A 21024-nucleotide genomic window follows, 5' to 3' on the forward strand; every position below is an offset into this window, starting at 1 on the left:
CCAACGTCATCTGCTTCATTGTTCATCTCTTGCTGCGCTCGTGATTCTTCAAATAACGCTTCTCCTCACGAATCGGAGGACTTAATCAGCATTGCCTTAACTATACGTCCGTCGCACTTCCGGCGGGCCAGCCAGCCAAGATCGTCGTGGGACACAACGTGATTGAAAGCTTTGAGGGCGGCGACGCGGATACGGTCGCCAGGACCAAGGCGCTCAATGCTGCGGTGGCTGTCGCACTGAGTGAGAACGGCTATCACGTCGGACCGGCAGACCCGAATCAAATCAACACGCCGATGACCATCCTGGTCTTGATCACCCTCATGCTCTTCGGCACGATGACCTACGGGCCGATTGCGGCAATGCTGGTGGAATTGTTCCCGTCCCGGATCCGTTACACCGCGATGTCGCTGCCCTACCATGTCGGTATCGGCTGGTTCGGCGGTTTCCTGCCGGCGACTACCTTCGCGATCTCCGCCGCGGTAGGCGATATTTATGCCGGCCTTTGGTATCCGGTCATCCTGGCAACGGCCTGTTTCTTGATCTGTGCCTTGTTTGTCCGGGAGAGCAAGAACGTCAACATCTATTCGGTCAGCGAGAAACGCTAACGCCAACCGTCAAAGCGAGACAATCATGCAGTTTGCAGAATCCAACGGTATCAAGCTCTTCGTAGAGTCCACGGGGACGGGAACGCCTATCGTTTTCGTCCATGAATTTGCCGGTGACCATCGCAACTGGGACGACCAGGTCCGCTTCTTCGGGCGGCAATTCCAGTGCATTACATTCAACGCGCGTGGCTATCCGCCATCCGATGTCCCGGACGACGTCGAGCAGTATGGTCAGGATATGGCGGTTGAGGATATCGCCAATGTCCTGCGTTGGGCGGGTGCCAAGGATGCGCACATCGTCGGCGTTTCGATGGGCGGCTACGCTACGCTCAATTTTGGCCTCACCTATCCTGGGATGGCACGCTCCCTCACCATCGTCGGCGCCGGGCACGGATCCGATCCCGTTCGTCGAGAGCAGTTCCTGCACGATAGCGCCGAACTCGCTGATCGCCTCGTTAAGCTTGGCATGGAGGAAGGGATCGTGCACTACGCCAACAGCACGATCCGGCGCCGGTTCAAAGAGAAGGACCCGCGTGGCTTTGACAGCTTCAACCGTCAATTCGCTGAACATTCGGCCCTGGGTTCGTCGCTGACCACGCGTGGCTACCAGATGCGCAGGCCCACCATCTACGCGCTGGCTGATCGTATGGCAACGCTTCCTGTGCCGACCCTGATCGTGGCTGGTGATGACGATGAGCCGTGCATCGAACCGGCCCTGTTCATGAAGCGCACGATTCCGGACGCTCGCTTGTGGATCGTGCCCCGCACCACACACGCGGTCAATCTTGAGGAGCCGGAAGCGTTCAACCGTGTCGCTTTCGATTTCATTTCGTCGGTCGATCGCGCGCGTCAGGGGTAAGGGAAATGGATCTGCAACTCGAAGGCAAGTCGGTATTGGTGACCGGCGGTACACGAGGCATCGGCCTGGCATGCGCCAAGGCGTTTGCGAACGAAGGGGCGGTGGTCACCATCGCAGGCAGCACGCAAGCCTCGTCAGAACGGGCGCGACTCAGGTTGCGCGAGCAGGATGGCATCGATGTGCAGGCGATATGCGCCGAACTGTCGCATCGGGAAGGCAGGCTGGCAATGGCTGATCGGCTGCGCGGCGTGGATATCCTAGTCAACAATGCCGGTGCCATTCCAGGCGGCGGCTTGGGCGCATTGAGCGACGAGCAGTGGCGAGAGGCGTGGGATCTCAAGGTGCACGGCTACATCGACACGACCCGACTTGCCTTACCGGAGATGATGGAGCGTGGGTCCGGAGTTATCGTCAACGTGATTGGCATTGCCGCGGAGATGCCTCGCTATGACTACCTTTGCGGCTCGGTGGGCAACGCGGCCCTCTCGACGTTCACCCGGGCGGTGGGTGCCCACGCGACTACGCGTGGTGTGCGTGTCGTCGGCGTCAATCCCGGTCCAACCGAAACCGATCGGCTCGTCTCTCTTTACAAGGCGCGCGCGCTCCAGAGATTTGGCGACGAATCGCGCTGGGCAGAAATGCTCCAGCACCTGCCATTCGGGCGCGCGGCTCGACCGGAGGAAATCGCTGATCTGGTGATCTACCTCGCGTCCGCCAGGGCGTCCTATCTCAGCGGCGTCGTTGTCGACGCCGACGGCGGTGCCCAGTACCGGGACGCGTGAAGGCCGAGCGGCCTGGCCCACCGCCTAATCGTTTGACGCTTTATCTTGAATTCGGAGTCGAGCATGAGCAGTTTTGTCTTTCAGACCACGCCGAAGATCATCTGCGCGCAGGGTGCAGCATTGCGCCTTGATGAACTCGCCGGATCATTCCGCGCGAAGAAGATCTTCCTTGTGACAGATCAGGGTGTGCTGAACGCGGGGATCGCGGCGGAGCCAATCGCCGAATTGCAGCGCTTCGACATCCAGGTCACGGTCTTCTCCGACGTCCAGGCGGATCCGCCGGAGGGTGTCGTTCTGCGGGCAGTCGACGCCGCGCGCGCCGCCGGTGCAGACATGGTCATCGGGTTCGGCGGGGGGAGCTCGATGGACACTGCCAAGCTGGTGGCGTTGCTTGCTTGCACGCCACAAAGCCTTGGCGACATCTACGGCATTGGCTTGGCAACGGGCCCCAGACTCCCCTTGGTACAAATTCCCACTACGGCTGGCACCGGCTCCGAAGTGACGCCGATCTCGATCGTGACTACGCCCACTTCCGAAAAGAAGGGCGTAGTCTCGCCCTTGTTACTGCCTGATGTCGCAGTGCTGGACAGCCTGCTGACGCTGGGCGTGCCGCCCGCGGTCACGGCAATGACCGGCGTCGATGCCATGGTCCATGCGATCGAGTCGTTCACCAGCCGCCACAAGAAGAACCTGATCTCGGACGCCCTCGCGATCAAGGCGCTTCAACTGCTGTACGCCAATCTTCGGGAGGTGGTGGAGAACGGTTCCAATCCTGATGCACGCGAGAACATGCTGCTAGGCTCGATGCTGGCCGGCATGGCTTTTGCAAATGCGCCCGTGGCCGCAGTACATGCGCTGGCTTACCCCTTGGGTGGCCACTACCATCTCCCCCATGGCTTGAGCAATTCACTCATGCTCAATGTAATATTGCGCTTCAACCTGCCTTTCGCGACTGCAGCGTATGCGGCGCTTGGCCGAGCGGTCCTACCGACGGAAGCGACGTCCCCTGATGCGCAGGCGGCCGAGAGTTTCGTTCGAGCCATCTCCGAGTTGGTGTCAGCGATGCCTTATGCTCAGTCGCTGAACGCGGCTGGGGTGCCGAGGGATGCAATTCCCTTGCTCGCAAACGATGCCATGAATCAGCAGCGCCTGCTCGTGAACAATCCGCGGGACATCGCGCTCGACGATGCCATTCGCCTTTACGAAGCCGCATTCTGAGAAGGACATCATGAAAGATGAGGTTCGCGAGAATTTTCCGCAACTCACCGCAATGACGACGCGGTGGATGGACAACGATGCCTATGGTCACGTGAACAACGTGACCTATTACAGTTACTTCGATACGGCGGTCAATAAGTTCCTTATCGACGGCGGCGTGCTGAATATCCACACTGGAAGGACGGTGGGCCTGGTTGTCGAAACGAGTTGCTCGTACTTCCAATCCATCGCTTTTCCGGACACCCTGCAAGTTGGGATTCGGGTCAGCCGCGTCGGCACGTCCAGCGTGCGGTACGAGATTGCCATTTTTCGTGAAGGTGATGAGCGGGCCTGCGCGGCGGGCCACTTCGTTCACGTCTACGTTGACCGTGAGACGGGCCGACCTGTGCCGGTGCCTCAAGAGACTCGCGAATTGTTGAGGCGGCTTGAGCGAAAGATCGAGCTTCAGTGCGCGTAACGAAAAGGTTTCCTTAAGACGAACGAACACATTCTTGATCCACGTGCGAGCCAGTCCCGTCGGGTCGACCATATCAGAGAAGTCCACCATGCGCGCCACATTACCACTCAAAGATCAGAAGCTGCTCCGAACGCTTGCCTACATAGACGGCGTATGGGTCCCTGCCGCATCAGGGGCGACATTCGATGTCACGGATCCGGCTACAGGCACCTGTATTGCGTCGGTTCCTCTCATGGGGGCGACCGAGACGCGCGCAGCGATTGCGGCCGCAGAGCGAGCGCAGCGGGACTGGCGCGCGCGACCGGCAAGGGAACGAGCCGCGGTTCTGAGGCGTTGGTATGAGTTGATGCTCGAACATAGCGATGATCTCGCCGCTATCCTGACCTTGGAGCAGGGAAAGCCCCTTGCGGAAGCGAAGAGCGAGATCCTGTATGCGGCGTCCTTCCTTGAATGGTTCTCGGAGCAAGCGAAGCGAGTCGACGGCGATGTGCTGACGACGCCGGCGGGCGACAAGCGACTGCTCGTGATCAAGGAGGCAATCGGGGTCTGCGGAATCATCACGCCCTGGAATTTTCCTGCGGCCATGATCACCCGGAAGGTGGGGCCCGCGCTGGCCGCTGGCTGCGCGGTGGTCGCAAAGCCAGCCGAGGCCACGCCGCTTTCCGCATTTTCGCTGGCTGAACTGGCAGAACGAGCTGGCGTGCCGCCCGGCATCTTCAGCGTCGTGACCGGGGACCCGAAGAGCATTGGTGCCGAACTCACCAGCAATCCTGTGGTCCGGAAGTTGTCGTTCACGGGTTCAACGGCGGTAGGACGGTTGCTCGCCGCGCAATGCGCGCCGACTGTGAAGAAGCTCTCCCTGGAACTAGGAGGAAATGCGCCATTCATCGTATTCGAGGACGCGGATCTCGATGCAGCCGTCGCCGGCGCCGTGGTCTCGAAGTTTCGTAATGTGGGTCAGACCTGCGTTTGTGCGAACCGCCTTCTTGTACATGAAGCCGTTTACGATGCATTCGCGAACAAGCTGGCCGTTGCCGTAGGGGAGTTCCGGGTTGGCAACGGCTTCGAGACATCGGTCACGCACGGTCCGCTCATCAATGCGGCTGCCATGGAAAAGGTGAAGGAGCATATAGCCGATGCAAAAGGAAGAGGCGCCAAGGTGCTGGTGGGTGGCCAGCCTCACCCGCTGGGTGGCCTGTTCTTCGAGCCGACGGTAATGACGGAAGTGACCTCGGCAATGCGGATCGCGAGCGAAGAGACGTTCGGGCCCGTTGCTCCGCTCTTCCGGTTCTCCACGGACGAACAGGCGGTGGAACTAGCCAATGCCACCGAATCCGGACTAGCGGCCTACTTCTATACGCGGGACATCGGCCGTGTGTGGCGCGTTGCGGAGTCTCTTGAGTACGGCATGGTAGGCATCAACACGGGTCTCATTTCGAACGAAGTGGCACCCTTTGGTGGTATGAAGCAATCCGGGCTGGGACGAGAGGGGTCGCAGTACGGCATCGACGAATATCTCGAGATGAAGTACCTTTGCATGGGAGGCATCTAAGCTCTGGTACTGGCGTCGTCCCTGGAATCGCAAATGACCTTGCGAACCTGGGAATTCCCACCGGCCACGGTGCTTGCATGCGCATCGCACATGGTGTCGAGGATTTCCGCGCAAGCACTCCGGGTCTGCCCCAACTAGGCGTTTGAGCGCGTTGTCGCTGGCGACGTGAGGTATCGCTTCGTCATTGACATCGCGCCGCCCAAACGCGCCTGATCCACCGGGGCTCAGGGCGGCAGTAGCGCGAGCACCTTCGCTTCGCGCTGCTGGAGTGCGGCCTTCAGGTAGCTGACAAGCGCAGTGACTCGGCGCGGCTGGAAGTGGCGCGATGCGTAGACCGCGTAGAGGTCCGCGGGCGGGCACGGATAGTCAGGCAAGACGCCTACCAGTTGCCCGGCGCGCAAGTCGTCCGCCACGTCCCAGGCAGACTTGAGGGCAAGCCCGGCACCAAGCCGGGCGAGTTCCTGCTGTACATCTCCGTTCTCGGTGGAGATGGCGCCGCGTACAGGGATATGGATGGGACCGTCCGGGCCACGGAAGGTCCATTCGAGCAATGCCTCGCTGCTGCCCTGGATCACAATACACTGGTGCGCGAGCAGGTCTTGCGGGTGCAGCGGGATCCCGGCGCGTGCCAGATAATCGGGGCTGCCGACGACAAGCCGCCGGTTGCTGGCCAGCTTGGTTGCGACCAACGTTGAGTCCGTGAGCGGGCCGAGTCGCAGCGCTACATCGTAGCGGCCGGGGCCAATGTCCTGCACTGCGTCAGACAAGGACAGGCGCAGATGGACCTTTGGCTGCTCACTGCAAAACCCGGACAGCAAGGGCGCGAGTACCCGCCTGCCAAAGCCTGACGTGGCGGTGATTCGTACCGTGCCGGCCGCTTCCACCGCGGCGGCATTCACTGAGGATTCCACCTCAGCGACATCGTCGAGGATGCGTTGGGCGTCGCGGAAGTAGCGCTCGCCTTCCGCGGTCAGCGAGCAGCGCCGGGTCGTGCGATAGAGCAGCCGCACGCCAAGCCGTGCTTCCAGCGCATTGATGCGCTTGCTGACCATCGGGACGGAGACGGACAACTCGCGGGCCGCCGCCGACAGGCTGCCGCTGCGGGCGACGGTGACCAGGGTTCGCATGTCCTCGAAGATGTCCATCGCGAGTTCGCCAGCAGGTTAGATCGATCCAGTACGCGGACGGATAAGATGCAGATTCTACGCAAGTCCGGGCCGCAGTGGCAGGGTGAGTGGCCAATGCGAAGCAACCGCAGCTCCTGCGTACGATGGGCTGCCGGAGCCTGTTCGAAGAGGCAGACAAGCAGGATCAGTCTGGCTTGAAGGTGTTTGGCATCGATGGCTACGATCTGCCGTTCGTCGCGGGGCGCTCGGCATGCTTGCATAAAGCCCGGCCGATCCCACTACATAGGGCTGCCGAGAAGATCGTGCCGATAGCCGTCACCTCCGCGAGGCGCTCAGTGGCCCAACTATTCGACAGTGGAATCGAGGGTGCCCTGGTATGCGATCTCTAACTGGTATGGGCTGTTCGCGCCAGCCGGTACGCCATTGGAAGTTGTGGCAAAGCTGTTCGCCGCGTCGCCCAAGGCGCTGGCGGACCCTGTAGTGAAGGAACAGCTTGTGGCGCGGGGCGAGGAGGCCGCGCCATCCCGCTCGCCAGAGTACTTCACGTCCTTTGCCACGTGCGAGGGCAAGGCGGGAGTTGACCTGATCGCACAAAGCGGGGCGTCATCGACTGACGATGACACGGCGACGCCAGGGAAGACGGCATCACTGGCAACGCCGCGTTGGACATCAGTCAGCCGTGATGCAGGCCTGCTGCACCAGCTCCGGCATTGCCGGCAGTTCTTTCACGACGCATGTCTCATAGGCCGCCGACGGCTCGTACGATACCTCCAACCCGGCCTTGGTCAGGCAATCCGGGGGAATATGACGGCCGTCCGGGCCCGCGGCAGCCCGCAGGCTCAGATATTTAACCAGGGGTTAAGACTGGTTCAACCTACCGCCCCGTTCCTATGCGATGGTCCGTGCAATAGGATCAGGTCATATGAAAGCGCCGCCGGTGCCGTCCGGCCTGGCAACGGCTGCAAGTGGGTTTCCAGCCCTCGGCGCCAATCGCAACCACCCATCGGAGCCCCGATCCACATGAGCCTGCTCAACAATCCTTTCGATCCCAAGCGCGACGTTGCCCTCGTCACCGGTGCAGGCAACGGCATCGGCCGCGCCATCGCCCAAGGCCTGGTCGGCGAAGGCGTGCGCACCGTGTTTGCCGACGTGCGGGAAGACACCGTCGCTGCGGCGGTGGCGGCCTCGCCCCGGCCGGAACTGGCCGTGCCCTGGGTTGGCGATTTGGCCAGCCGCGAGGCCTGCAATGCATTGCTGGCCGATGCCCGGTCCCGCGCCGGCATGGTGACGCACTTCGTGCACAGCGCCGCGCCGGCACGGCGCGAGGCGGATCACGCGCTGGCGGTGACGGATGAAACCTGGGAAACGATGCGCGCGGTCAATGTCGACGCAGGCTTTCATCTCGCCCGCGAACTGTCGCGCCAGTTAATTGCCGCACGCGAGCCGGGATCGTTCCTGATGCTGACCTCGTTGCACGCCGCAACGCCGCGCAACCTGCCGCACTACAGCACGTCGAAGGCGGCCCTGGCGATGCTGGTGAAAGAACTGGCCAAGACGCTGGGGCGCTTCAGCATTCGCGTCAACGCGCTGGTTCCGGGCGCCATCGCCGCTGGCGGATTCATCGCCGATCCCGCGCTGGCCCGGCACATTCCGCTGGGGCGCCTGGGCCGCAGCGAGGACCTCGCGGCTATGGCGCTTGCCGTGCTCTCCAACCGCATTTCCGGCTACGTGACCGGCGCCGCGTTTGTGGTTGACGGCGGTCTGTCGCTGACCAACTGGTTCGATCCGCCGGTCCTCGACGATTTCGCTGCATGAGCGGCTAACGAAAGAGGCACAGGGGCACTTTTGACCGACGCAACACCACCCCGAAGGAGTTTGCAAGTGAGCAAAACATCATACAATTCCGGCCAAGCCGGCGCAGTGGCCGACTTGTGGCACAACAGCGCAGGCAACTACAAGATCCTGCCCGGCGGCCCGGCATACTGTACCGGTGTTATTCCCGATGAAGGATTCGAAGTTGTCCGTGCGCAACTCAAACCGTGGCTTCCGCTTACCGAGGCCTATGCGTTCATCGAGCAGCACCTCAAATCCGTCGGCCGGCCGGTGCAAGCCTTCTGCGGCATTGAAATGCGCGTGCCGGCGCCGCTGACCTTCGATGACTGGTCCAGCTTCAACGGTCCTTACCTAGAGCAGCTTCATAAGTGGGACCTGATGTATGGCAACCTGAGCGGCGTATGCCGCTCGAACATCGCGCTTGCCGTGAATCCGCCCAAGATTGCCTCCATGTGCGCGTTCAGCTATACCGTACCAGCGTCGTCGAAGCGCACCAGCTTCTGCTTGTCAGGCACGGCGGACATCGATTCGGACGGAAAGATCATCGCCGAAGGCGACACCAGCGCCGCCGCCATGCAGCGCCGCGCCCGCTTCACCATCGACGTGATCGCGGACAGCCTCGCCAGGCTGGGCTTGTCGTGGGCCGATGCCAACCAGCTTGCCATCTTCCATGTGCACGACATTCCAGACCTCTGGGGGCCAGAGCTGCTGGGTAGCGTGGGCGAGACCCTGCGCCAAGGCGTGGTGGTGTATCGGGCGCGACCACCCATTGCGGGTGGCGAGGTCGAGCTTGAGGCGCGTGGCGCGGCCCAGGACGTGATCGTACGACCGCCTGAGCGTCTGGCGCTAGCCGCATCTTCCTGCGGTGCAGACGGAGCCGACGCGGCCCGCGATCGATATCGAAGCAAGTAATCAGCTGAAACTGTATGGAGGAAGAAGTCGCGCCGTCGCTCGCCCGTATTGGGTTTGCATGGCGGCTGATCGGCCCCCTTTTGCCCGGCAACGTACCGATCCTGGTGGGGCATCGCCATGAGTACGACTGGCGGTGAGCGGTGGCAAGCTCGGATGCAAGGTGAGGGCGCTCATCGAGATGGGCGAGGAAACAGGAACTCGCGGCTTGGGCGTCAGCGTGTCGAGGCCGACCGTCTTCGTAGGCATCCGCGCGGGCTTCTCGACACCGCTGCGGCCTAGCCCGCGGCTCGCCTGGGACGGGCTGACGCATCCTCGTTGGCTGTTCCGAACGTTCCTGCGCACGCTGGCCGACGGCATGCCTCACTTCGAAAACTTGTTTGCGGAGCGTGGTGCCCCGATCGTCTCGCGCACCGTTGATCGTGACTTCTCTCAACGTGACCACTTCGACTGGAGCCATGTCGCCCGCATCCGCCAGCGGTGGCAAGGCAACCTTGTGCTCAAGGGCATCCTGTCAGCAGACGACACGCTGCTTGCCCGGGAGCATGGGGTTGATGGCGTCATTCTCTCCAATCACGGCGGACGCCAGCTGGACGGCGCGGTGTCTCCGCTGCGCGTGCTGCCGGCTGCCATTGACGTCGCGGGTGAGATGCCGGTCATGTTGGATGGCGGCGTGCGGCGCGGCTCAGATGTCGTCAAGGCGCTCGCCCTGGGTGCACGCATGGTCTTTGTCGGACGGCCTTTCAACTTTGCGGCCGCCGCGGCATCGCGCGCGGGGGTGGCGCACGGCATCTCTCTTCTAAAGGCCGAGGTTGACCGCAATCTCGCCATGCTGGGCGTGACGACGCCAGCAGCCGTGACGCCTGCATTGCTGTTCGACCGTCGGTCCCAGGGGGGATGCTCGCGCTGACTCGCCGGCGCTTCCAGCTAGCCCTCGATCATCCAGCGGCAGAGGATTGTGGCGGCGACCCTGGCTGCGCCTGGATGCCACAGGATGCGCCCGGACTGGTCCAGGGCGAGGCCCAACGCAATTGCGCCTGAGAAGCGAGCGCTCAGTTCGGTGGCGCCAACGGTGACCTTGAAGGACGGCAAGCTGTTCATCGCGGTCGGCGATATGCCCGTAGTGGCAGAAAGCCGTGGGCTATGCCGGAGGCGCTTCGCAGTAGCCGGGAGCGTCTTCCGGGGCGTGCGTCCAGTTCATTCTGTGCGACGTCCAGACCCGCATGGCAGGGCGGACGCCGGGGTCATCGTCCAGAGTCGCGGCGCGCAGCACGACGAACGGCAATTCAGGACGCTCGGCATAGATATGCGTGCCGCAGCCCGAGCAGAAGTGCCGCAGCTTGCCGGGTGAGGACTCGAAAGCCGCTAGGGACTGGCCGCCGCTCAAGATGCGGAAGGATTCGCGCTTGACTCGGGCCGCCGTATTGTGGTCGGCCGCATGCGCCTTTCTGCAACTGATGCAGCAACAATCCCAGAGTCCACCGTCGATCGCGTCGACTTCATACTGCACAGCGTTGCATAGGCAACTTCCGTGGAGGGGCATAAGGTTCCTTCGTGTGTTTGGGGCCACCTGTCCTGACGAGCAGGTGGCTTCGGTGTGGTCGACGAGCGCCCCGTGCGTGATCGCTCAGGTGCCGAGTGTGCGCGAGACCGCCAGCTTTCCGTCTTGGTAGAGCAGGGGCGAGATGTCGGATTCCACCTCCACGCGCTTGACCCGACCCACGATGACATCGTGCCCGCCATAGTGAATCTGGCTGTCCACTTCGCACACGATCGCGGCCTGGGCGCGACGCAGGATGGGCAGATGGGCGCTGTGGTCCCACTCGCCGTGCAGGAAGCGCTCGCGCCCCTTTAGTTTGCCGCTGAACAGCCCGACCAGGCCGTGGTGCTCGTCGCGCAGCAGGTTGACGACAAACTCTCCGCGCTGGATCAGCGGCCGCGAGATGCTGGCCTTGCGGTTGACGCAAATCAGCAGCGCCGGCGGGTCAGTGCACAGTGAGTTGACCGCGGTGGCGACCATGCCGAACGGCTCGCCATCGTGCTCGGTGGAAATAATGGCAATGGTCGAAGTCAGCCGGCGCATTGCGAGCTTGTACGCCTGGGATAGCTCCTGGTCGTTGCCGCCCACGCCGGGGATGGGGTTCCGGTTGCCGCTGGCCGCGGCAGTGCTCAGGGATTGGTTCACCACTGTCTCCATCTGTTTTCCAGTCACATCGCAGCTTATTGCCGTGCGACGCCTGCATAGTTCATCACCATGGCGTTGGTGTATGATTGATGCTATCAGACAATCTGTCAATCAGCCAAGAAAAACCGGCTCAGCGCCAACCCTTTCCGCGCGGCGGCAGGGCGGCGCCGGGTGGCATCCAAAGACTACTGATGGCCCATGATCGGGCAAGGAGGCAAGATGAGCGTTGAAGGCAAAGTCGCGGTGGTGACGGGTGGCGGTAGCGGAATCGGGCAAGCGGCGGCAAGGCTGCTGGCGGCCAACGGCGCGAAGGTCGTCGTTGCCGACCGGAATGTCGAGGCGGCGCAAGCAGTGGCAGGGTCGCTGGTCCAGGCCATCGCGGTGCGGGCCGATGTCAGTCGCGCCGATGACATCCGCGACCTGTTTCAGGCGGTCGATGACCGTTTCGGGCGGCTGGATATCCTGGTGAACAACGCGGGTTATGGCGTCGCCGGAACCGTGGTGGACTTGGACGAAGCGGAGTGGGACCGGCTGATGTCCGTGAATGTGCGCGGGATGTTCCTGTGCTCCAAGCATGCCATCCCGTTGATGTTTCGGTCCGGGGGCGGCTCGATCGTGAACACGGGCTCCTACACCGCCATGGTCGCCATCCCGTCCCGGGCGGCCTATGTCGCCTCCAAGGGCGCGATCTCGTCGCTGACGCGGGCGATGGCGCTGGATCATGCCAACCAGAACATTCGGGTAAACTGCGTGGCGCCGGGTACGATCGAGACCCCCTGGTTTGACCCGGCTTTCGCAAACAGTGAAAATCCCGAGCGTTTTCGCCAGGAGTTGAGTGCGCGCTGTCCGATGAACAGGATGGGACGCCCGGAAGAGATCGCCGAAGCCATCCTCTGGCTGGCGTCTGACCGGGCCTCGTTCGCGACCGGCTCTGTCTTGACCGTCGACGGCGGGGCTTCGATCTGGTAGCGGCATTGTGCGTGGGTGCTCTGGGGAGCGCCCCGAAACCTTAGTCATAGAGCACCGAGCAAGTATGTCTACATTGAACATGCAGGTCACCCGGCAAGCTGCAACGTTGCGCCTGCTGGTCGAGGAGAAGTTGCGGGAGGCCATCGCGAACGGTCAGTTCGCTCCCGGCCAGCGGCTTGTCGAGCGTGAGCTTTGTGAGATGACCGGCGTCGGCCGGACCTCGATACGGGAGGCCTTGCGTCAGCTCGAAGCCGAAGGGCTGATTACTACCATCCCGCATCGCGGCCCCATTGTCAGCACGATTTCCCTTGACGAGGCTCGACACCTGTATGCATTCCGGGGGTTGCTGGAGGGATACGCCGGCAGGCAATTTGCCGATATCGGTAGCGCGGAGCAGATCGCGGCCCTCGAGGCTGCATTCAAGGAGTTCAAGGCCGCAGCCAAGGGCGGCGACCGCAAGGCGCTGATCGATGCCAAGACAAAGTTCTACAGTGTCTTGCTCGAAGGCGGCGGCAACCCCTTCGTTGCGCAGACACTGACGGCACTCCACAATCGGATAACGGCGCTGCGCGGCACATCGATGGCAAAGCCCGGGCGCCTCAAGAACAGCGTGGCCGAGATCCAACTGATTGTTGACGCCATCAAGGCTGGCGATGGCGACGCCGCGGAGCAGGCTTGTCGGCGCCACATCGAAATCGCGAGCGCAATCGCCCTCGAAATGATGGTTAGCGCCAGCGCCGGCTAACACACGCCCGGCGCGTAACCTCCCCCGAATGTGCCTTTTCGCGCTGGTTCGCAAAACACGAGTCAGCGCGAAAAGCGCCGCCATGCCCGCTTGTACGCCATGCCAGGCATGACCTTGCCCTGACAAGGCAGGTTTTCTCCTTTCCCACTGATGGCGCTTGCTTGCCTTCAGTCGCGCCTCTCGCACCCATTTGCGGTTCCTTTCCACGAGGCACAGCCTTTTCTTCATCGCGCTGCGTAGTCGAGTCATGTTGCCGACTCCGGCGGCCTGGTCACGCCTGATGCTTCTCTCCTAACGCCTGCGGCTAGGGAAAAACCCTTGTTCCTCGCTACACGCACAATTGACCAATTGACAGATTGTCTGAGAGCAGACAATATTGGCTCACCGATTGAGGGTGACTGTGCGGCTCTGCCGGCGATGCAGCCTCGGTTACTAACCACACCACGCAAAGGAGATCATGGCCATGTCAGCTTCGAAGGAGCGCACGGAGAAATTTGAACGCGGACTGAAGACGCGCAGGGAAGTGCTGGGTAGCGAGTACGTCGACAAGTCGGTTGCCGCTGCCGACGATTTCAACTGGCCGATGCAAAAGCTCGTGACCGAGTATTGCTGGGACGAGATCTGGAACCGCCCGGGCCTGGAGCGCAAGACGCGTAGCCTGCTGAACCTGGCGATGATCTCCGCGCTGAACCGCCCGCACGAGCTCGCGCTGCATGTGCGGGGCGCAATCCACAACGGCGTCACGGTGGCGGAGATCTCCGAGGTCTTCCTGCAGGTGTCGATCTACTGCGGCGTGCCTGCCGCGATCGACAGCTTCCGCGTTGCCAAGGAAACGTTCAAAGAGATGAACCCGGACTAAGCAACGGGCTCGTTGTCGGTACGGATCAGGCGGCGGCCAGCGGTTGGCCGTCCGCCCAGTAGAACAACGGAATCCATGATGAGTGTATTCACACAGCTGTTTGAGCGGGTTGTAAAGGCGGCGCCCGATGCAGAACTCGGCAATTTTGGCCGCGGCCTGGATGCCAGGATCCGCGTGGTCGTCGATGCAGACGCCTTTGGGATCGTCGTGGACGGCGGGCGGTTGACTGTCGTGAGCCAGCTCGAGGAAGCGGACGTGCTGATTTGCGCCGATGGAGAGGCCTGGTCGATGGTCCTGGCTTTGCCACCGCCGCCGACATTCCATTCCTTCACCGCACTGGAACTGGCAAATCCACGCTTCGCGGTCTCGGGCGCCCCGCTCATGATCGCGCGGTGCCGCCCGGTGCTGGAACGGATCATCGAACTGGTGGTGGAGGCGCCGGAACTTGAGGGTCCGCTCGTGCATCGGGATATCACCAGCGTGGTGGGGAGCTATGCGCCGGTCGACATCAAGGGGGAAATGCACCACCTCTATGCCGAGCGCGCCGGCAAAGGCATCCCGGTGCTCTTCCTACATACGGCCGGTGCGGACTCGCGCCAGTTTCACGGCCAGTTGAGCGATGTTGGCCTGGCGTCGGCATACGCGATGTTCGCAGTTGACCTGCCTTTCCACGGTAGGTCGATGCCGCCAGTGGAATGGCGCGGCGAACCCTACTGGCTAACCAAGGACCGGTACCTGTCCTGGTGCGAAGCGATCCTGGAGCACGTGCTCGGTGAGCCGGCGGTCATCGTCGGCGGTTCCATGGGGGCGGCCATGGCGCTGGTGCTGGCGGCAGAACGGCCGGACCTGGTGCGTGGCGTGGTGGCGGTGGAGCCGCCGTTCCGTTCCAAAGGCCGCCGCAACCCATTCCAGCATCACGCGGGCGTGCACGGGTCTTTGCACAATGCCAGCTACGTCCGGGGCCTGATGAGCCCGCTTAGCGCGGAAAGCGATCGCCGGCGCGCGTCCTGGATCTATTCGCAGGGTGCGCCGGGCATCTATACGGGCGATCTCGCGTTCTACAGCGACGAGTTCGACGGGGCGGAGATCGGCCCGAGGATCGATTGCACCGAAACTCCCGTGGTCCTGCTTTGCGGCGACTACGACTACTCCGCCTCTCCCGCCGACGGCCGCAAGCTGCTGGAGGTCATTCCGGGCGCACACATAACCGAGATGCCAGGACTGGGCCACTTCCCGATGTGCGAGAACCCAGACGCCTTCCGTCCTTATCTTATGCAAGCACTGAAGACCGCCTGCTGAGGCCGGCCGGGCGTACCCGGGCTGGACGGGGCCGGGATCAACAGAGAGGAACGCATTTTGCAGTTCCTCCGTGACAAGCGACTATCGCAAGGAGACAGAGATGCAGCCGATCATTGCTTACGCTCTCGCGGGCAGCGTCATTTCATCGTTGACAGTCTGGGGCTTCCTGCAATTCCCCGGTCTACTGGTTTGGGCCGCGTTCATCGGGTGGGCGAGCTTCCATCATTGCGGCGCGGACAAAGCCGCCGTCAGGAAAAGCCTGACCTGCAACGTCTACGGCGTGCTGATCGCCTGGCTGGTGGGGCTGCTGGTTGCCGGAAACGTACTTCCCGTGCCCGTCCCGGTCGCTGCGGCGCTGTGGGTCGCGATCGCGACGCCGCTGGTCATTGTCTCGGGTCAACTGCCCGCCCTGAATGCCGTGCCGGCGAGCTTCTACGGCTTTGCTTCGACCTTCGCCTTTCTCGTCCAGACCCCAGGCAAGTTCTCAGTGGCGACGATGACCAGCGCACATCTCGATAACGCCCTGGTGGTGGTCGCGCTGTCGCTGGTCGCAGGCAACCTGCTCGGCTGGCTGCAAGTGAAGGTCGGGACCTCGTTGCTAAGCGGGGAGCAGCCCGCCATTAGTTGAGCATGCATATCGATCTGGGGCCCTGGCCCTCGTTCCCAAGCAAGATGCCGCTCACCGATGCGACTCCAATGTGACTACGCGCTCCGCGCAATTGCCATGATTGCTGATACAGAAGAGATTATCGAAGAGATCCGTCAAGGCCGAATGGTCATCCTCGTCGATGACGAAGACAGGGAAAATGAGGGGGACCTGCTGATGGCCGGGGAATTCGTCACCGCCGAAGCCATCAATTTCATGGCCACGCAAGGGCGGGGACTGATTTGCCTGACGTTGACCGAAGCACGTTGCAGGCAACTCGATCTCCCGTCGATGGTCGCGACGAATGAGTGCGACCTGGAAACCGCGTTCACTGTCTCGATCGACGCCCGCATCGGCACGACCACCGGCATCTCGGCGCACGACCGCGCACTGACTGTGCGGCAGGCGACTTCGTGCCTGGCGCGTCCAGAAGATTTTTCCCGGCCGGGGCACGTCTTTCCGCTGCGCGCCCGCAACGGTGGGGTGATTGTCCGGCGCGGGCATACGGAAGCGGGATGCGACCTGGCTGGACTGGCTGGCCTTGCTCCAGCCGCCGTCATCTGCGAAATCCTGAATCCCGACGGCACGATGGCGCGGCTACCACAGCTGCTTGCCTTTGGCGCCAGGCATGGCCTGAAAGTCGGCACGATCGCTGACCTGGTCGAGTACCGGCTCTACGCGGAAATACCGACAGAGCTGTTGTGCTGTTGAGTACCGGCCTGTAACCCTTCGCGACGGCTCCGTCCGATAGCAAGCGCATTTCCATGACGGGGCGGCGTGCACAGTCAATTCGCCCTCGCAACCCTTAACCCCCAACCGATTCGCCATACGGACCTTTCACCCTCAGGAGGAGACATGAATAATCTCGATACTTTTCGCGAAGCCGGCAACCCGATGTTCGGCGAGAACAAGCTAAAGCTGGGCGTATTTGGTGCAAACTGCTCTCATGCTTGCGCGATCACGACTGCCGAAACGGATTTCGCGCCGACGTTCGAGAAGAACGTGGAGATCGCGAAGCTGCTGGAGGCTTCCGGGATGGAGTGCATGGTCCCCATCGCGCGCTGGCGAGGCTTCGGCGGGCCGTCGGACTTCAACGGCGAAAACATGGATACCTTCACTTGGGCCGCCGCACTGGCCGCGGTGACGGAGAAGGTCTATCTGTTCTCAACGACCCACGTGCCGACCATCCACCCCATCGTGGCCGCGAAGATGGCCACGACCATCGATCGCATCTCGAAGGGCCGCTACGGCATCAACATCGTTTGCGGCTGGTTCACGCCTGAAATGGAAATGTTCGGGCAGAAGATGCTCGAGCATGACACCCGCTACGAGTATGCGGCCGAATGGATCACGATCGTCGAGAAGCTGTGGACGGAAAAGCGGTTCGATTACCACGGCGACTTCTTTACCATCAACGACGGCGTCAGCAACCCGAAGCCTTACCAGAGCCCGCGTCCGGTGCTGATCTGCGCGGGCGCTTCCCCCAAGGGGCGCGACTATGTCGCGAAATATTGCGACATCAGCTTTGGCTTCATGGAGAGCATGGAGAAAGGCAAGGACTGGGTGACCGAGACGAAGCGGCTAGCCGTCGACAAGTTCAATCGCGAGATCGGGACCTTCACCTCGTGCCCGGTGGTGTGCCGGGAGACCGAGAAGGAAGCCCAGGAGTACTACAACTACTACATCCACGAGAAAGGCGACTGGGAGGCCTGCGAGAACATCTGCCGGGTGCTGCAGGTGCAGAGCCAGAATCACAGCCCGGAGATGTACAAGAAGTTCAAGGAGCGATTTATCGCTGGGTGGGGCGGCTATCCGCTGGTCGGCACGCCGGAACAGATCACCGACAAGCTGATCGAGCTCTCCAAGACCGGGGTCGATGGCACGCTGATCTCGATGGTCGACTACAACAGCGAACTGCCGTTCTGGAATGAGCGCGTGATGCCGCTGCTGGAGCAGGCAGGGTTGCGCAAGCCGGTGCGCAAGTAAGCAAGGGACGCAATAGGCGGGCGGCCGGTCCGACAGGGGCCGGCCGCTCGTCGTCCGTTGTCAGCGCCGCTTGCGATTCATGCTTTCCGCGGCTTCGGTTATGCGCTGCGCCAGCAAAGTCGCCGCTGCCTGACGGCTGTGGCTCGGTCTCTCCACCAGGCCGATTTCACGATGGAATGTCGAATCGCCCAGGCTGAGGGGGACAACCCCTTTTGGCCATCGCACGATGCTCGTCTCTGGCAGCAGGGCTACGCCAAGCCCGCGCAGCACAAGCTGCGAAATGCCCTGCAACTCATCCAGCTCAATGGCCTCCTTGACCGTAAAGCGGGAGCGCCGCAGGAACTGGTCGACCAGACGCCCCCCAAAAGACCCACGGTCGTACCGGATGAACGGCACGCTTTCAAGCAGATCGTGCCATGGGGTCTTCTTGTGCGCCTCGGGAACGAGTAGGACAAATGGTTCGGCCAGCAGCATGCGCCATTGCAAGTCGGACGGCAGCGCGAATGGCGGCTTGATCATCACAGCAATATCGAGCTCACCCGAATCCACCTGGCCCAGCAAGTTAAGCGAAACGCCAGGCATCATTCGGATCCGGTACCCGGGCATCTCCTGGCGGAATGCGCTCAGGGCATCAGGAAGGAATGAGACCTGTGCTGAAGCGATCGCGCCGACACGGATCAGGCCAGTGCGGGGGCTTCCCGCATGCCGCCCGAGCTTGGCGTACACCGCCATCATCTCCTCGGCGACGGCCAGCGTCTCGCGCCCGGATGAGTTGAGTACGGCTGCCCGCCCAGTCCGATCAAACAGCGCGAAGCCCAGCTCCTGTTCCAGCCGCTGGATTTGCGCGCTTACCGCGGATTGCGTCAGCCCGATATGTGCGGCCGCGTTCGCAAACGTTCCGTAGCGAACGACAGCCATGAACGTTTGGAGTTCGCGAAGCATGTCGATTGATCGATATTATTGTTGCTTAGGGCAAAAATATATCGCTTTTCATGGAGATTGGTAATGCATAGACTAAGCGAACGGTGGCGGTTTGAGAAGCCGCGCCAGAAATTATTTCTCTTCTTGAGTGCAAACCATGACTACATCTGTCCCCCAACTCCCTCCCTTCCACCTGGCGTTCCCAGTCAATGACATTGCCGAAGCCCGTCAGTTTTATGGCTCGCTGCTCGGCTGCCCGGAAGGCCGTAGCGCTCCCGACTGGGTCGACTTCAATTTCTATGGGCACCAGATCGTGGCCCATCTGGCACCGGAGGAAGTCGGCCATCGCAAGACCAGTGCAGTCGATGGCGACGCTGTGCCCGTGCGTCACTTCGGCGCCGTGCTGTCCATCGCCGAATGGGAGGCCACCGCCGAGAAGCTGAAGGCGGCAGGCATCAAGTTCATCATCGAACCGCATATTCGCTTCAAGGGCGAGCCGGGCGAACAGGCAACGATGTTCTTCCTCGATCCGTCGGGCAACGCACTGGAGATCAAGGCCTTCGCCGACATGTCCTCGTTGTTTGCGAAGTAAGACTACGGCATATCCGCAGGCTGGTCGGACGCCGGCAGTGCTGAATTGCCGCTGCGTCCGGCGCTGGCCGGGACCGTATGTATCCGTCCCGGCCCTGCAGCACTGTTCACGCGTCCCGCTGGGCGGATGTGAAGCACCATCAGAACAGAACCGTCCCGAGACGGTCGGCACCTCCGGGTGCGGCAGAGACAAGATCTCAATGCAGCCTCTCCGGCACGACAAAGGTGAGCGAAGTGCTCCGCCATGGAACCTGCTTCGGGTTCGTGCGGCCTATCGCTGCATCGCTTCTCTTCCTAACAGGAACGTCAGTCCTGGTGGATTGGCAGTTCCACACCAGTCTTCAGAGGCCAACGGTGGAAACCAAACTGATGCAAGGAGTCACCATGAAGAGCGCTGTCATGATCTGTGCCGCGGTCGCGGCATGCTTGGGGCAGGTCCCCGCATCCGCGGCGGAACTCGGGCCCACGCTGCAGAAAATTAAGGACGCCGGCATCATTACGCTGGGTGTTCGCGATTCGTCCGTGCCCTTCAACTACAACTTGGGCGGTGTGCGCCAAGTCGGCTATTCCTACGATATCAACATGAAGATCGTGGAAGCCATCAAGGACCAGCTGAAGTTGCCCAACCTGCAGGTGAAGGAGATCCCGATCACCTCGCAGAACCGGATCTCGCTGCTGCAGAACGGCACCATCGATATCGAGTGTGGCTCCACCACCAACAACCTGGAGCGACAGAAGCAGGTTGCCTTCACCAACACCATCTTCATCATCGGCACGCGCCTGCTGACCAAGAAGGAAAGCGGCGTCAAGGACTGGTCTGACCTGAAAGGCAAGAACGTGGTCGTGACCGCTGGCACCACGTCGGAGCGCCTGCTGCGCAAGATGAATGATGACCAGAAGCTGGACATGAACATCATCAGCACCAAGGATCACGGCCAGTCGTTCCTGACGCTGGATACTGGCCGCGCCGTTGCGTTCATGAACGATGACGCGCTGCTCTACGGCGAGCGTGCCAAGGCCAAGAATCCTGCCGACTGGGTGGTGGTCGCCAAGCCGCAGACTCGCGAGGCGTATGGCTGCATGCTGCGCAAGGACGATCCGCAGTTCAAGAAGCTGTCGGACAACGTCATCGCTGGCCTGATGAAGGACGGGGCGATCAACGCGATGTACACCAAGTGGTTCACCCAGCCGGTTCCGCCGAAGGGGTTCAGCCTCGACTTCCCTCTCTCCGACGATATGAAGGCACTGTACAAGAACCCGAACGACAAGGCGCTTGACTGATTGAGCGGGTTTGCGGTCGCCAAAACGGAAGGCAGTGTCCTTCCGTTTCTTTTTGAGGAGGAGACATGAACTACAGCTGGCATTGGGGTGTATTCCTCGAACAGGCGGCCCAGAACGAGACCTACCTGGACTGGATGATTTCCGGCCTGAAGGTCACCATTGCACTCGGGCTCTCGTCGTGGATCATCGCCCTCGTCATC

The 21024-nt window shown here is 61.9% G+C and carries 22 protein-coding genes and 3 pseudogenes; 20 read left to right on the forward strand and 5 right to left on the reverse strand.

Translation table 11 applies throughout. The annotated features are described in order from the left end of the window. Nucleotides 1-158 precede the first annotated feature (158 nt). The 6 genes from ACYP5B_RS22745 to ACYP5B_RS22770 all read left to right on the forward strand — a co-directional run bounded on the left by ACYP5B_RS22745 (nt 159) and on the right by ACYP5B_RS22770 (nt 5473). A complete protein-coding gene (locus ACYP5B_RS22745; RefSeq protein WP_459571170.1) occupies nt 159-605 on the forward strand; it encodes an MFS transporter in 447 nt (148 codons plus the stop codon). Between the two features lie 25 nt (nt 606-630). Next, on the forward strand, nt 631-1464 hold the full coding sequence (locus ACYP5B_RS22750; protein WP_459571171.1) for an alpha/beta fold hydrolase: 834 nt from the start codon (nt 631-633) through the stop codon (nt 1462-1464). Nucleotides 1465-1469: 5 nt separating this feature from the next. Next, entirely contained in the window at nt 1470-2246 is a 777-nt protein-coding gene (locus tag ACYP5B_RS22755; RefSeq protein WP_459571172.1) for a short-chain dehydrogenase/reductase, read from the forward strand. Nucleotides 2247-2309: 63 nt separating this feature from the next. Next, nucleotides 2310-3464, forward strand: coding sequence for an iron-containing alcohol dehydrogenase (locus tag ACYP5B_RS22760; protein WP_459571173.1), 1155 nt, complete (start codon nt 2310-2312; stop codon nt 3462-3464). A 10-nt stretch (nt 3465-3474) separates the two neighbouring features. Beyond that, complete coding sequence (locus ACYP5B_RS22765) at nt 3475-3921, forward strand: acyl-CoA thioesterase (RefSeq protein WP_459571174.1); 447 nt, start codon at nt 3475-3477, stop codon at nt 3919-3921. Nucleotides 3922-4009: 88 nt separating this feature from the next. After that, nucleotides 4010-5473 (forward strand): NAD-dependent succinate-semialdehyde dehydrogenase, encoded by a 1464-nt coding sequence (locus ACYP5B_RS22770; RefSeq protein WP_459571175.1) that lies wholly within the window; start codon nt 4010-4012, stop codon nt 5471-5473. A gap of 224 nt (nt 5474-5697) precedes the next feature. Here the strand turns inward: ACYP5B_RS22770 and ACYP5B_RS22775 are convergent, their stop codons facing one another. Then, nucleotides 5698-6618, reverse strand: coding sequence for a LysR family transcriptional regulator (locus tag ACYP5B_RS22775; protein ID WP_459571176.1), 921 nt, complete (start codon nt 6616-6618; stop codon nt 5698-5700). Between the two features lie 1002 nt (nt 6619-7620). Here ACYP5B_RS22775 and ACYP5B_RS22780 point away from each other — a divergent pair. The 4 genes and pseudogenes from ACYP5B_RS22780 to ACYP5B_RS22795 all read left to right on the forward strand — a co-directional run. After that, nucleotides 7621-8415: an SDR family NAD(P)-dependent oxidoreductase gene (locus ACYP5B_RS22780; RefSeq protein ID WP_459571177.1), complete on the forward strand. Its 795-nt coding sequence runs from the start codon at nt 7621-7623 to the stop codon at nt 8413-8415. Nucleotides 8416-8445: 30 nt separating this feature from the next. Then, entirely contained in the window at nt 8446-9345 is a 900-nt protein-coding gene (gene cnbZ, locus ACYP5B_RS22785) for a 2-amino-5-chloromuconate deaminase CnbZ (protein ID WP_459571178.1), read from the forward strand. Between the two features lie 14 nt (nt 9346-9359). Further along, the gene (locus ACYP5B_RS22790; protein WP_459571179.1) at nt 9360-9482 is read left to right on the forward strand and encodes a hypothetical protein; all 123 of its coding nucleotides are present in this window, start codon (nt 9360-9362) and stop codon (nt 9480-9482) included. A 20-nt stretch (nt 9483-9502) separates the two neighbouring features. Beyond that, nucleotides 9503-10252, forward strand: a pseudogene (locus ACYP5B_RS22795) (alpha-hydroxy acid oxidase); the annotation flags it as partial. A 17-nt stretch (nt 10253-10269) separates the two neighbouring features. On the opposite strand, the gene ACYP5B_RS22800 reads toward ACYP5B_RS22795, so the two are convergent. The 3 genes from ACYP5B_RS22800 to ACYP5B_RS22810 all read right to left on the reverse strand — a co-directional run bounded on the left by ACYP5B_RS22800 (nt 10270) and on the right by ACYP5B_RS22810 (nt 11527). Next, the gene (locus ACYP5B_RS22800; protein ID WP_459571180.1) at nt 10270-10443 is read right to left on the reverse strand and encodes a hypothetical protein; all 174 of its coding nucleotides are present in this window, start codon (nt 10441-10443) and stop codon (nt 10270-10272) included. Between the two features lie 40 nt (nt 10444-10483). Further along, the gene (locus ACYP5B_RS22805; RefSeq protein WP_459571181.1) at nt 10484-10885 is read right to left on the reverse strand and encodes a GFA family protein; all 402 of its coding nucleotides are present in this window, start codon (nt 10883-10885) and stop codon (nt 10484-10486) included. 84 nt (nt 10886-10969) lie between these two features. Then, nucleotides 10970-11527 carry a flavin reductase family protein gene (locus tag ACYP5B_RS22810; protein ID WP_459571182.1) on the reverse strand — a complete coding sequence of 186 codons (558 nt, stop codon included), beginning with the start codon at nt 11525-11527 and terminating at the stop codon, nt 10970-10972. Between the two features lie 219 nt (nt 11528-11746). Between ACYP5B_RS22810 and ACYP5B_RS22815 the strand changes: the two genes are divergently transcribed. The 7 genes and pseudogenes from ACYP5B_RS22815 (at nt 11747) to ACYP5B_RS22845 (ending at nt 18031) form a co-directional block, all read left to right on the forward strand. Next, complete coding sequence (locus ACYP5B_RS22815; RefSeq protein ID WP_459571183.1) at nt 11747-12496, forward strand: SDR family oxidoreductase; 750 nt, start codon at nt 11747-11749, stop codon at nt 12494-12496. Between the two features lie 79 nt (nt 12497-12575). Next, complete coding sequence (locus tag ACYP5B_RS22820) at nt 12576-13241, forward strand: GntR family transcriptional regulator (RefSeq protein ID WP_459571193.1); 666 nt, start codon at nt 12576-12578, stop codon at nt 13239-13241. 463 nt (nt 13242-13704) lie between these two features. Further along, entirely contained in the window at nt 13705-14100 is a 396-nt protein-coding gene (locus ACYP5B_RS22825) for a carboxymuconolactone decarboxylase family protein (protein ID WP_459571184.1), read from the forward strand. A gap of 75 nt (nt 14101-14175) precedes the next feature. After that, the gene (locus ACYP5B_RS22830; RefSeq protein ID WP_459571185.1) at nt 14176-15399 is read left to right on the forward strand and encodes an alpha/beta fold hydrolase; all 1224 of its coding nucleotides are present in this window, start codon (nt 14176-14178) and stop codon (nt 15397-15399) included. A gap of 100 nt (nt 15400-15499) precedes the next feature. Further along, nucleotides 15500-16027, forward strand: a complete 528-nt coding sequence (locus ACYP5B_RS22835; RefSeq protein ID WP_459571186.1) for a DUF1097 domain-containing protein — start codon at nt 15500-15502, stop codon at nt 16025-16027. A gap of 96 nt (nt 16028-16123) precedes the next feature. Beyond that, nucleotides 16124-16729: pseudogene (gene ribB, locus ACYP5B_RS22840) on the forward strand (3,4-dihydroxy-2-butanone-4-phosphate synthase); the annotation flags it as partial. A 171-nt stretch (nt 16730-16900) separates the two neighbouring features. Beyond that, nucleotides 16901-18031, forward strand: coding sequence for an LLM class flavin-dependent oxidoreductase (locus ACYP5B_RS22845; RefSeq protein ID WP_459571188.1), 1131 nt, complete (start codon nt 16901-16903; stop codon nt 18029-18031). A 60-nt stretch (nt 18032-18091) separates the two neighbouring features. Here the strand turns inward: ACYP5B_RS22845 and ACYP5B_RS22850 are convergent, their stop codons facing one another. Continuing rightward, a complete protein-coding gene (locus ACYP5B_RS22850) occupies nt 18092-18973 on the reverse strand; it encodes a LysR family transcriptional regulator (RefSeq protein WP_459571189.1) in 882 nt (293 codons plus the stop codon). A 136-nt stretch (nt 18974-19109) separates the two neighbouring features. Between ACYP5B_RS22850 and ACYP5B_RS22855 the strand changes: the two genes are divergently transcribed. The 3 genes and pseudogenes from ACYP5B_RS22855 to ACYP5B_RS22865 all read left to right on the forward strand — a co-directional run. Continuing rightward, nucleotides 19110-19544, forward strand: coding sequence for a VOC family protein (locus ACYP5B_RS22855; RefSeq protein ID WP_459571191.1), 435 nt, complete (start codon nt 19110-19112; stop codon nt 19542-19544). A gap of 383 nt (nt 19545-19927) precedes the next feature. Further along, complete coding sequence (locus tag ACYP5B_RS22860) at nt 19928-20824, forward strand: glutamate/aspartate ABC transporter substrate-binding protein (RefSeq protein ID WP_459571192.1); 897 nt, start codon at nt 19928-19930, stop codon at nt 20822-20824. A 65-nt stretch (nt 20825-20889) separates the two neighbouring features. After that, nucleotides 20890-21024, forward strand: a pseudogene (locus ACYP5B_RS22865) (amino acid ABC transporter permease); the annotation flags it as partial.

It is taken from the genome of Cupriavidus sp. 8B, from assembly GCF_054589115.1.

Excerpts from the sequence above, each read along its gene's own strand:
- ACYP5B_RS22750 (WP_459571171.1), top strand. The coding sequence starts at position 631 with ATGCAGTTTGCAGAATCCAACGGTATCAAGCTCTTCGTAGAGTCCACG.
- ACYP5B_RS22755 (WP_459571172.1), top strand. The coding sequence starts at position 1,470 with ATGGATCTGCAACTCGAAGGCAAGTCGGTATTGGTGACCGGCGGTACA.
- ACYP5B_RS22760 (WP_459571173.1), top strand. The coding sequence starts at position 2,310 with ATGAGCAGTTTTGTCTTTCAGACCACGCCGAAGATCATCTGCGCGCAG.
- ACYP5B_RS22765 (WP_459571174.1), top strand. The coding sequence starts at position 3,475 with ATGAAAGATGAGGTTCGCGAGAATTTTCCGCAACTCACCGCAATGACG.
- ACYP5B_RS22770 (WP_459571175.1), top strand. The coding sequence starts at position 4,010 with ATGCGCGCCACATTACCACTCAAAGATCAGAAGCTGCTCCGAACGCTT.
- ACYP5B_RS22775 (WP_459571176.1), bottom strand. The coding sequence starts at position 6,618 with ATGGACATCTTCGAGGACATGCGAACCCTGGTCACCGTCGCCCGCAGC.
- ACYP5B_RS22780 (WP_459571177.1), top strand. The coding sequence starts at position 7,621 with ATGAGCCTGCTCAACAATCCTTTCGATCCCAAGCGCGACGTTGCCCTC.
- ACYP5B_RS22790 (WP_459571179.1), top strand. The coding sequence starts at position 9,360 with ATGGAGGAAGAAGTCGCGCCGTCGCTCGCCCGTATTGGGTTTGCATGG.
- ACYP5B_RS22800 (WP_459571180.1), bottom strand. The coding sequence starts at position 10,443 with ATGAACAGCTTGCCGTCCTTCAAGGTCACCGTTGGCGCCACCGAACTG.
- ACYP5B_RS22805 (WP_459571181.1), bottom strand. The coding sequence starts at position 10,885 with ATGCCCCTCCACGGAAGTTGCCTATGCAACGCTGTGCAGTATGAAGTC.
- ACYP5B_RS22815 (WP_459571183.1), top strand. The coding sequence starts at position 11,747 with ATGAGCGTTGAAGGCAAAGTCGCGGTGGTGACGGGTGGCGGTAGCGGA.
- ACYP5B_RS22820 (WP_459571193.1), top strand. The coding sequence starts at position 12,576 with ATGCAGGTCACCCGGCAAGCTGCAACGTTGCGCCTGCTGGTCGAGGAG.
- ACYP5B_RS22825 (WP_459571184.1), top strand. The coding sequence starts at position 13,705 with ATGTCAGCTTCGAAGGAGCGCACGGAGAAATTTGAACGCGGACTGAAG.
- ACYP5B_RS22830 (WP_459571185.1), top strand. The coding sequence starts at position 14,176 with ATGATGAGTGTATTCACACAGCTGTTTGAGCGGGTTGTAAAGGCGGCG.
- ACYP5B_RS22835 (WP_459571186.1), top strand. The coding sequence starts at position 15,500 with ATGCAGCCGATCATTGCTTACGCTCTCGCGGGCAGCGTCATTTCATCG.
- ACYP5B_RS22845 (WP_459571188.1), top strand. The coding sequence starts at position 16,901 with ATGAATAATCTCGATACTTTTCGCGAAGCCGGCAACCCGATGTTCGGC.
- ACYP5B_RS22850 (WP_459571189.1), bottom strand. The coding sequence starts at position 18,973 with ATGCTTCGCGAACTCCAAACGTTCATGGCTGTCGTTCGCTACGGAACG.
- ACYP5B_RS22855 (WP_459571191.1), top strand. The coding sequence starts at position 19,110 with ATGACTACATCTGTCCCCCAACTCCCTCCCTTCCACCTGGCGTTCCCA.
- ACYP5B_RS22860 (WP_459571192.1), top strand. The coding sequence starts at position 19,928 with ATGAAGAGCGCTGTCATGATCTGTGCCGCGGTCGCGGCATGCTTGGGG.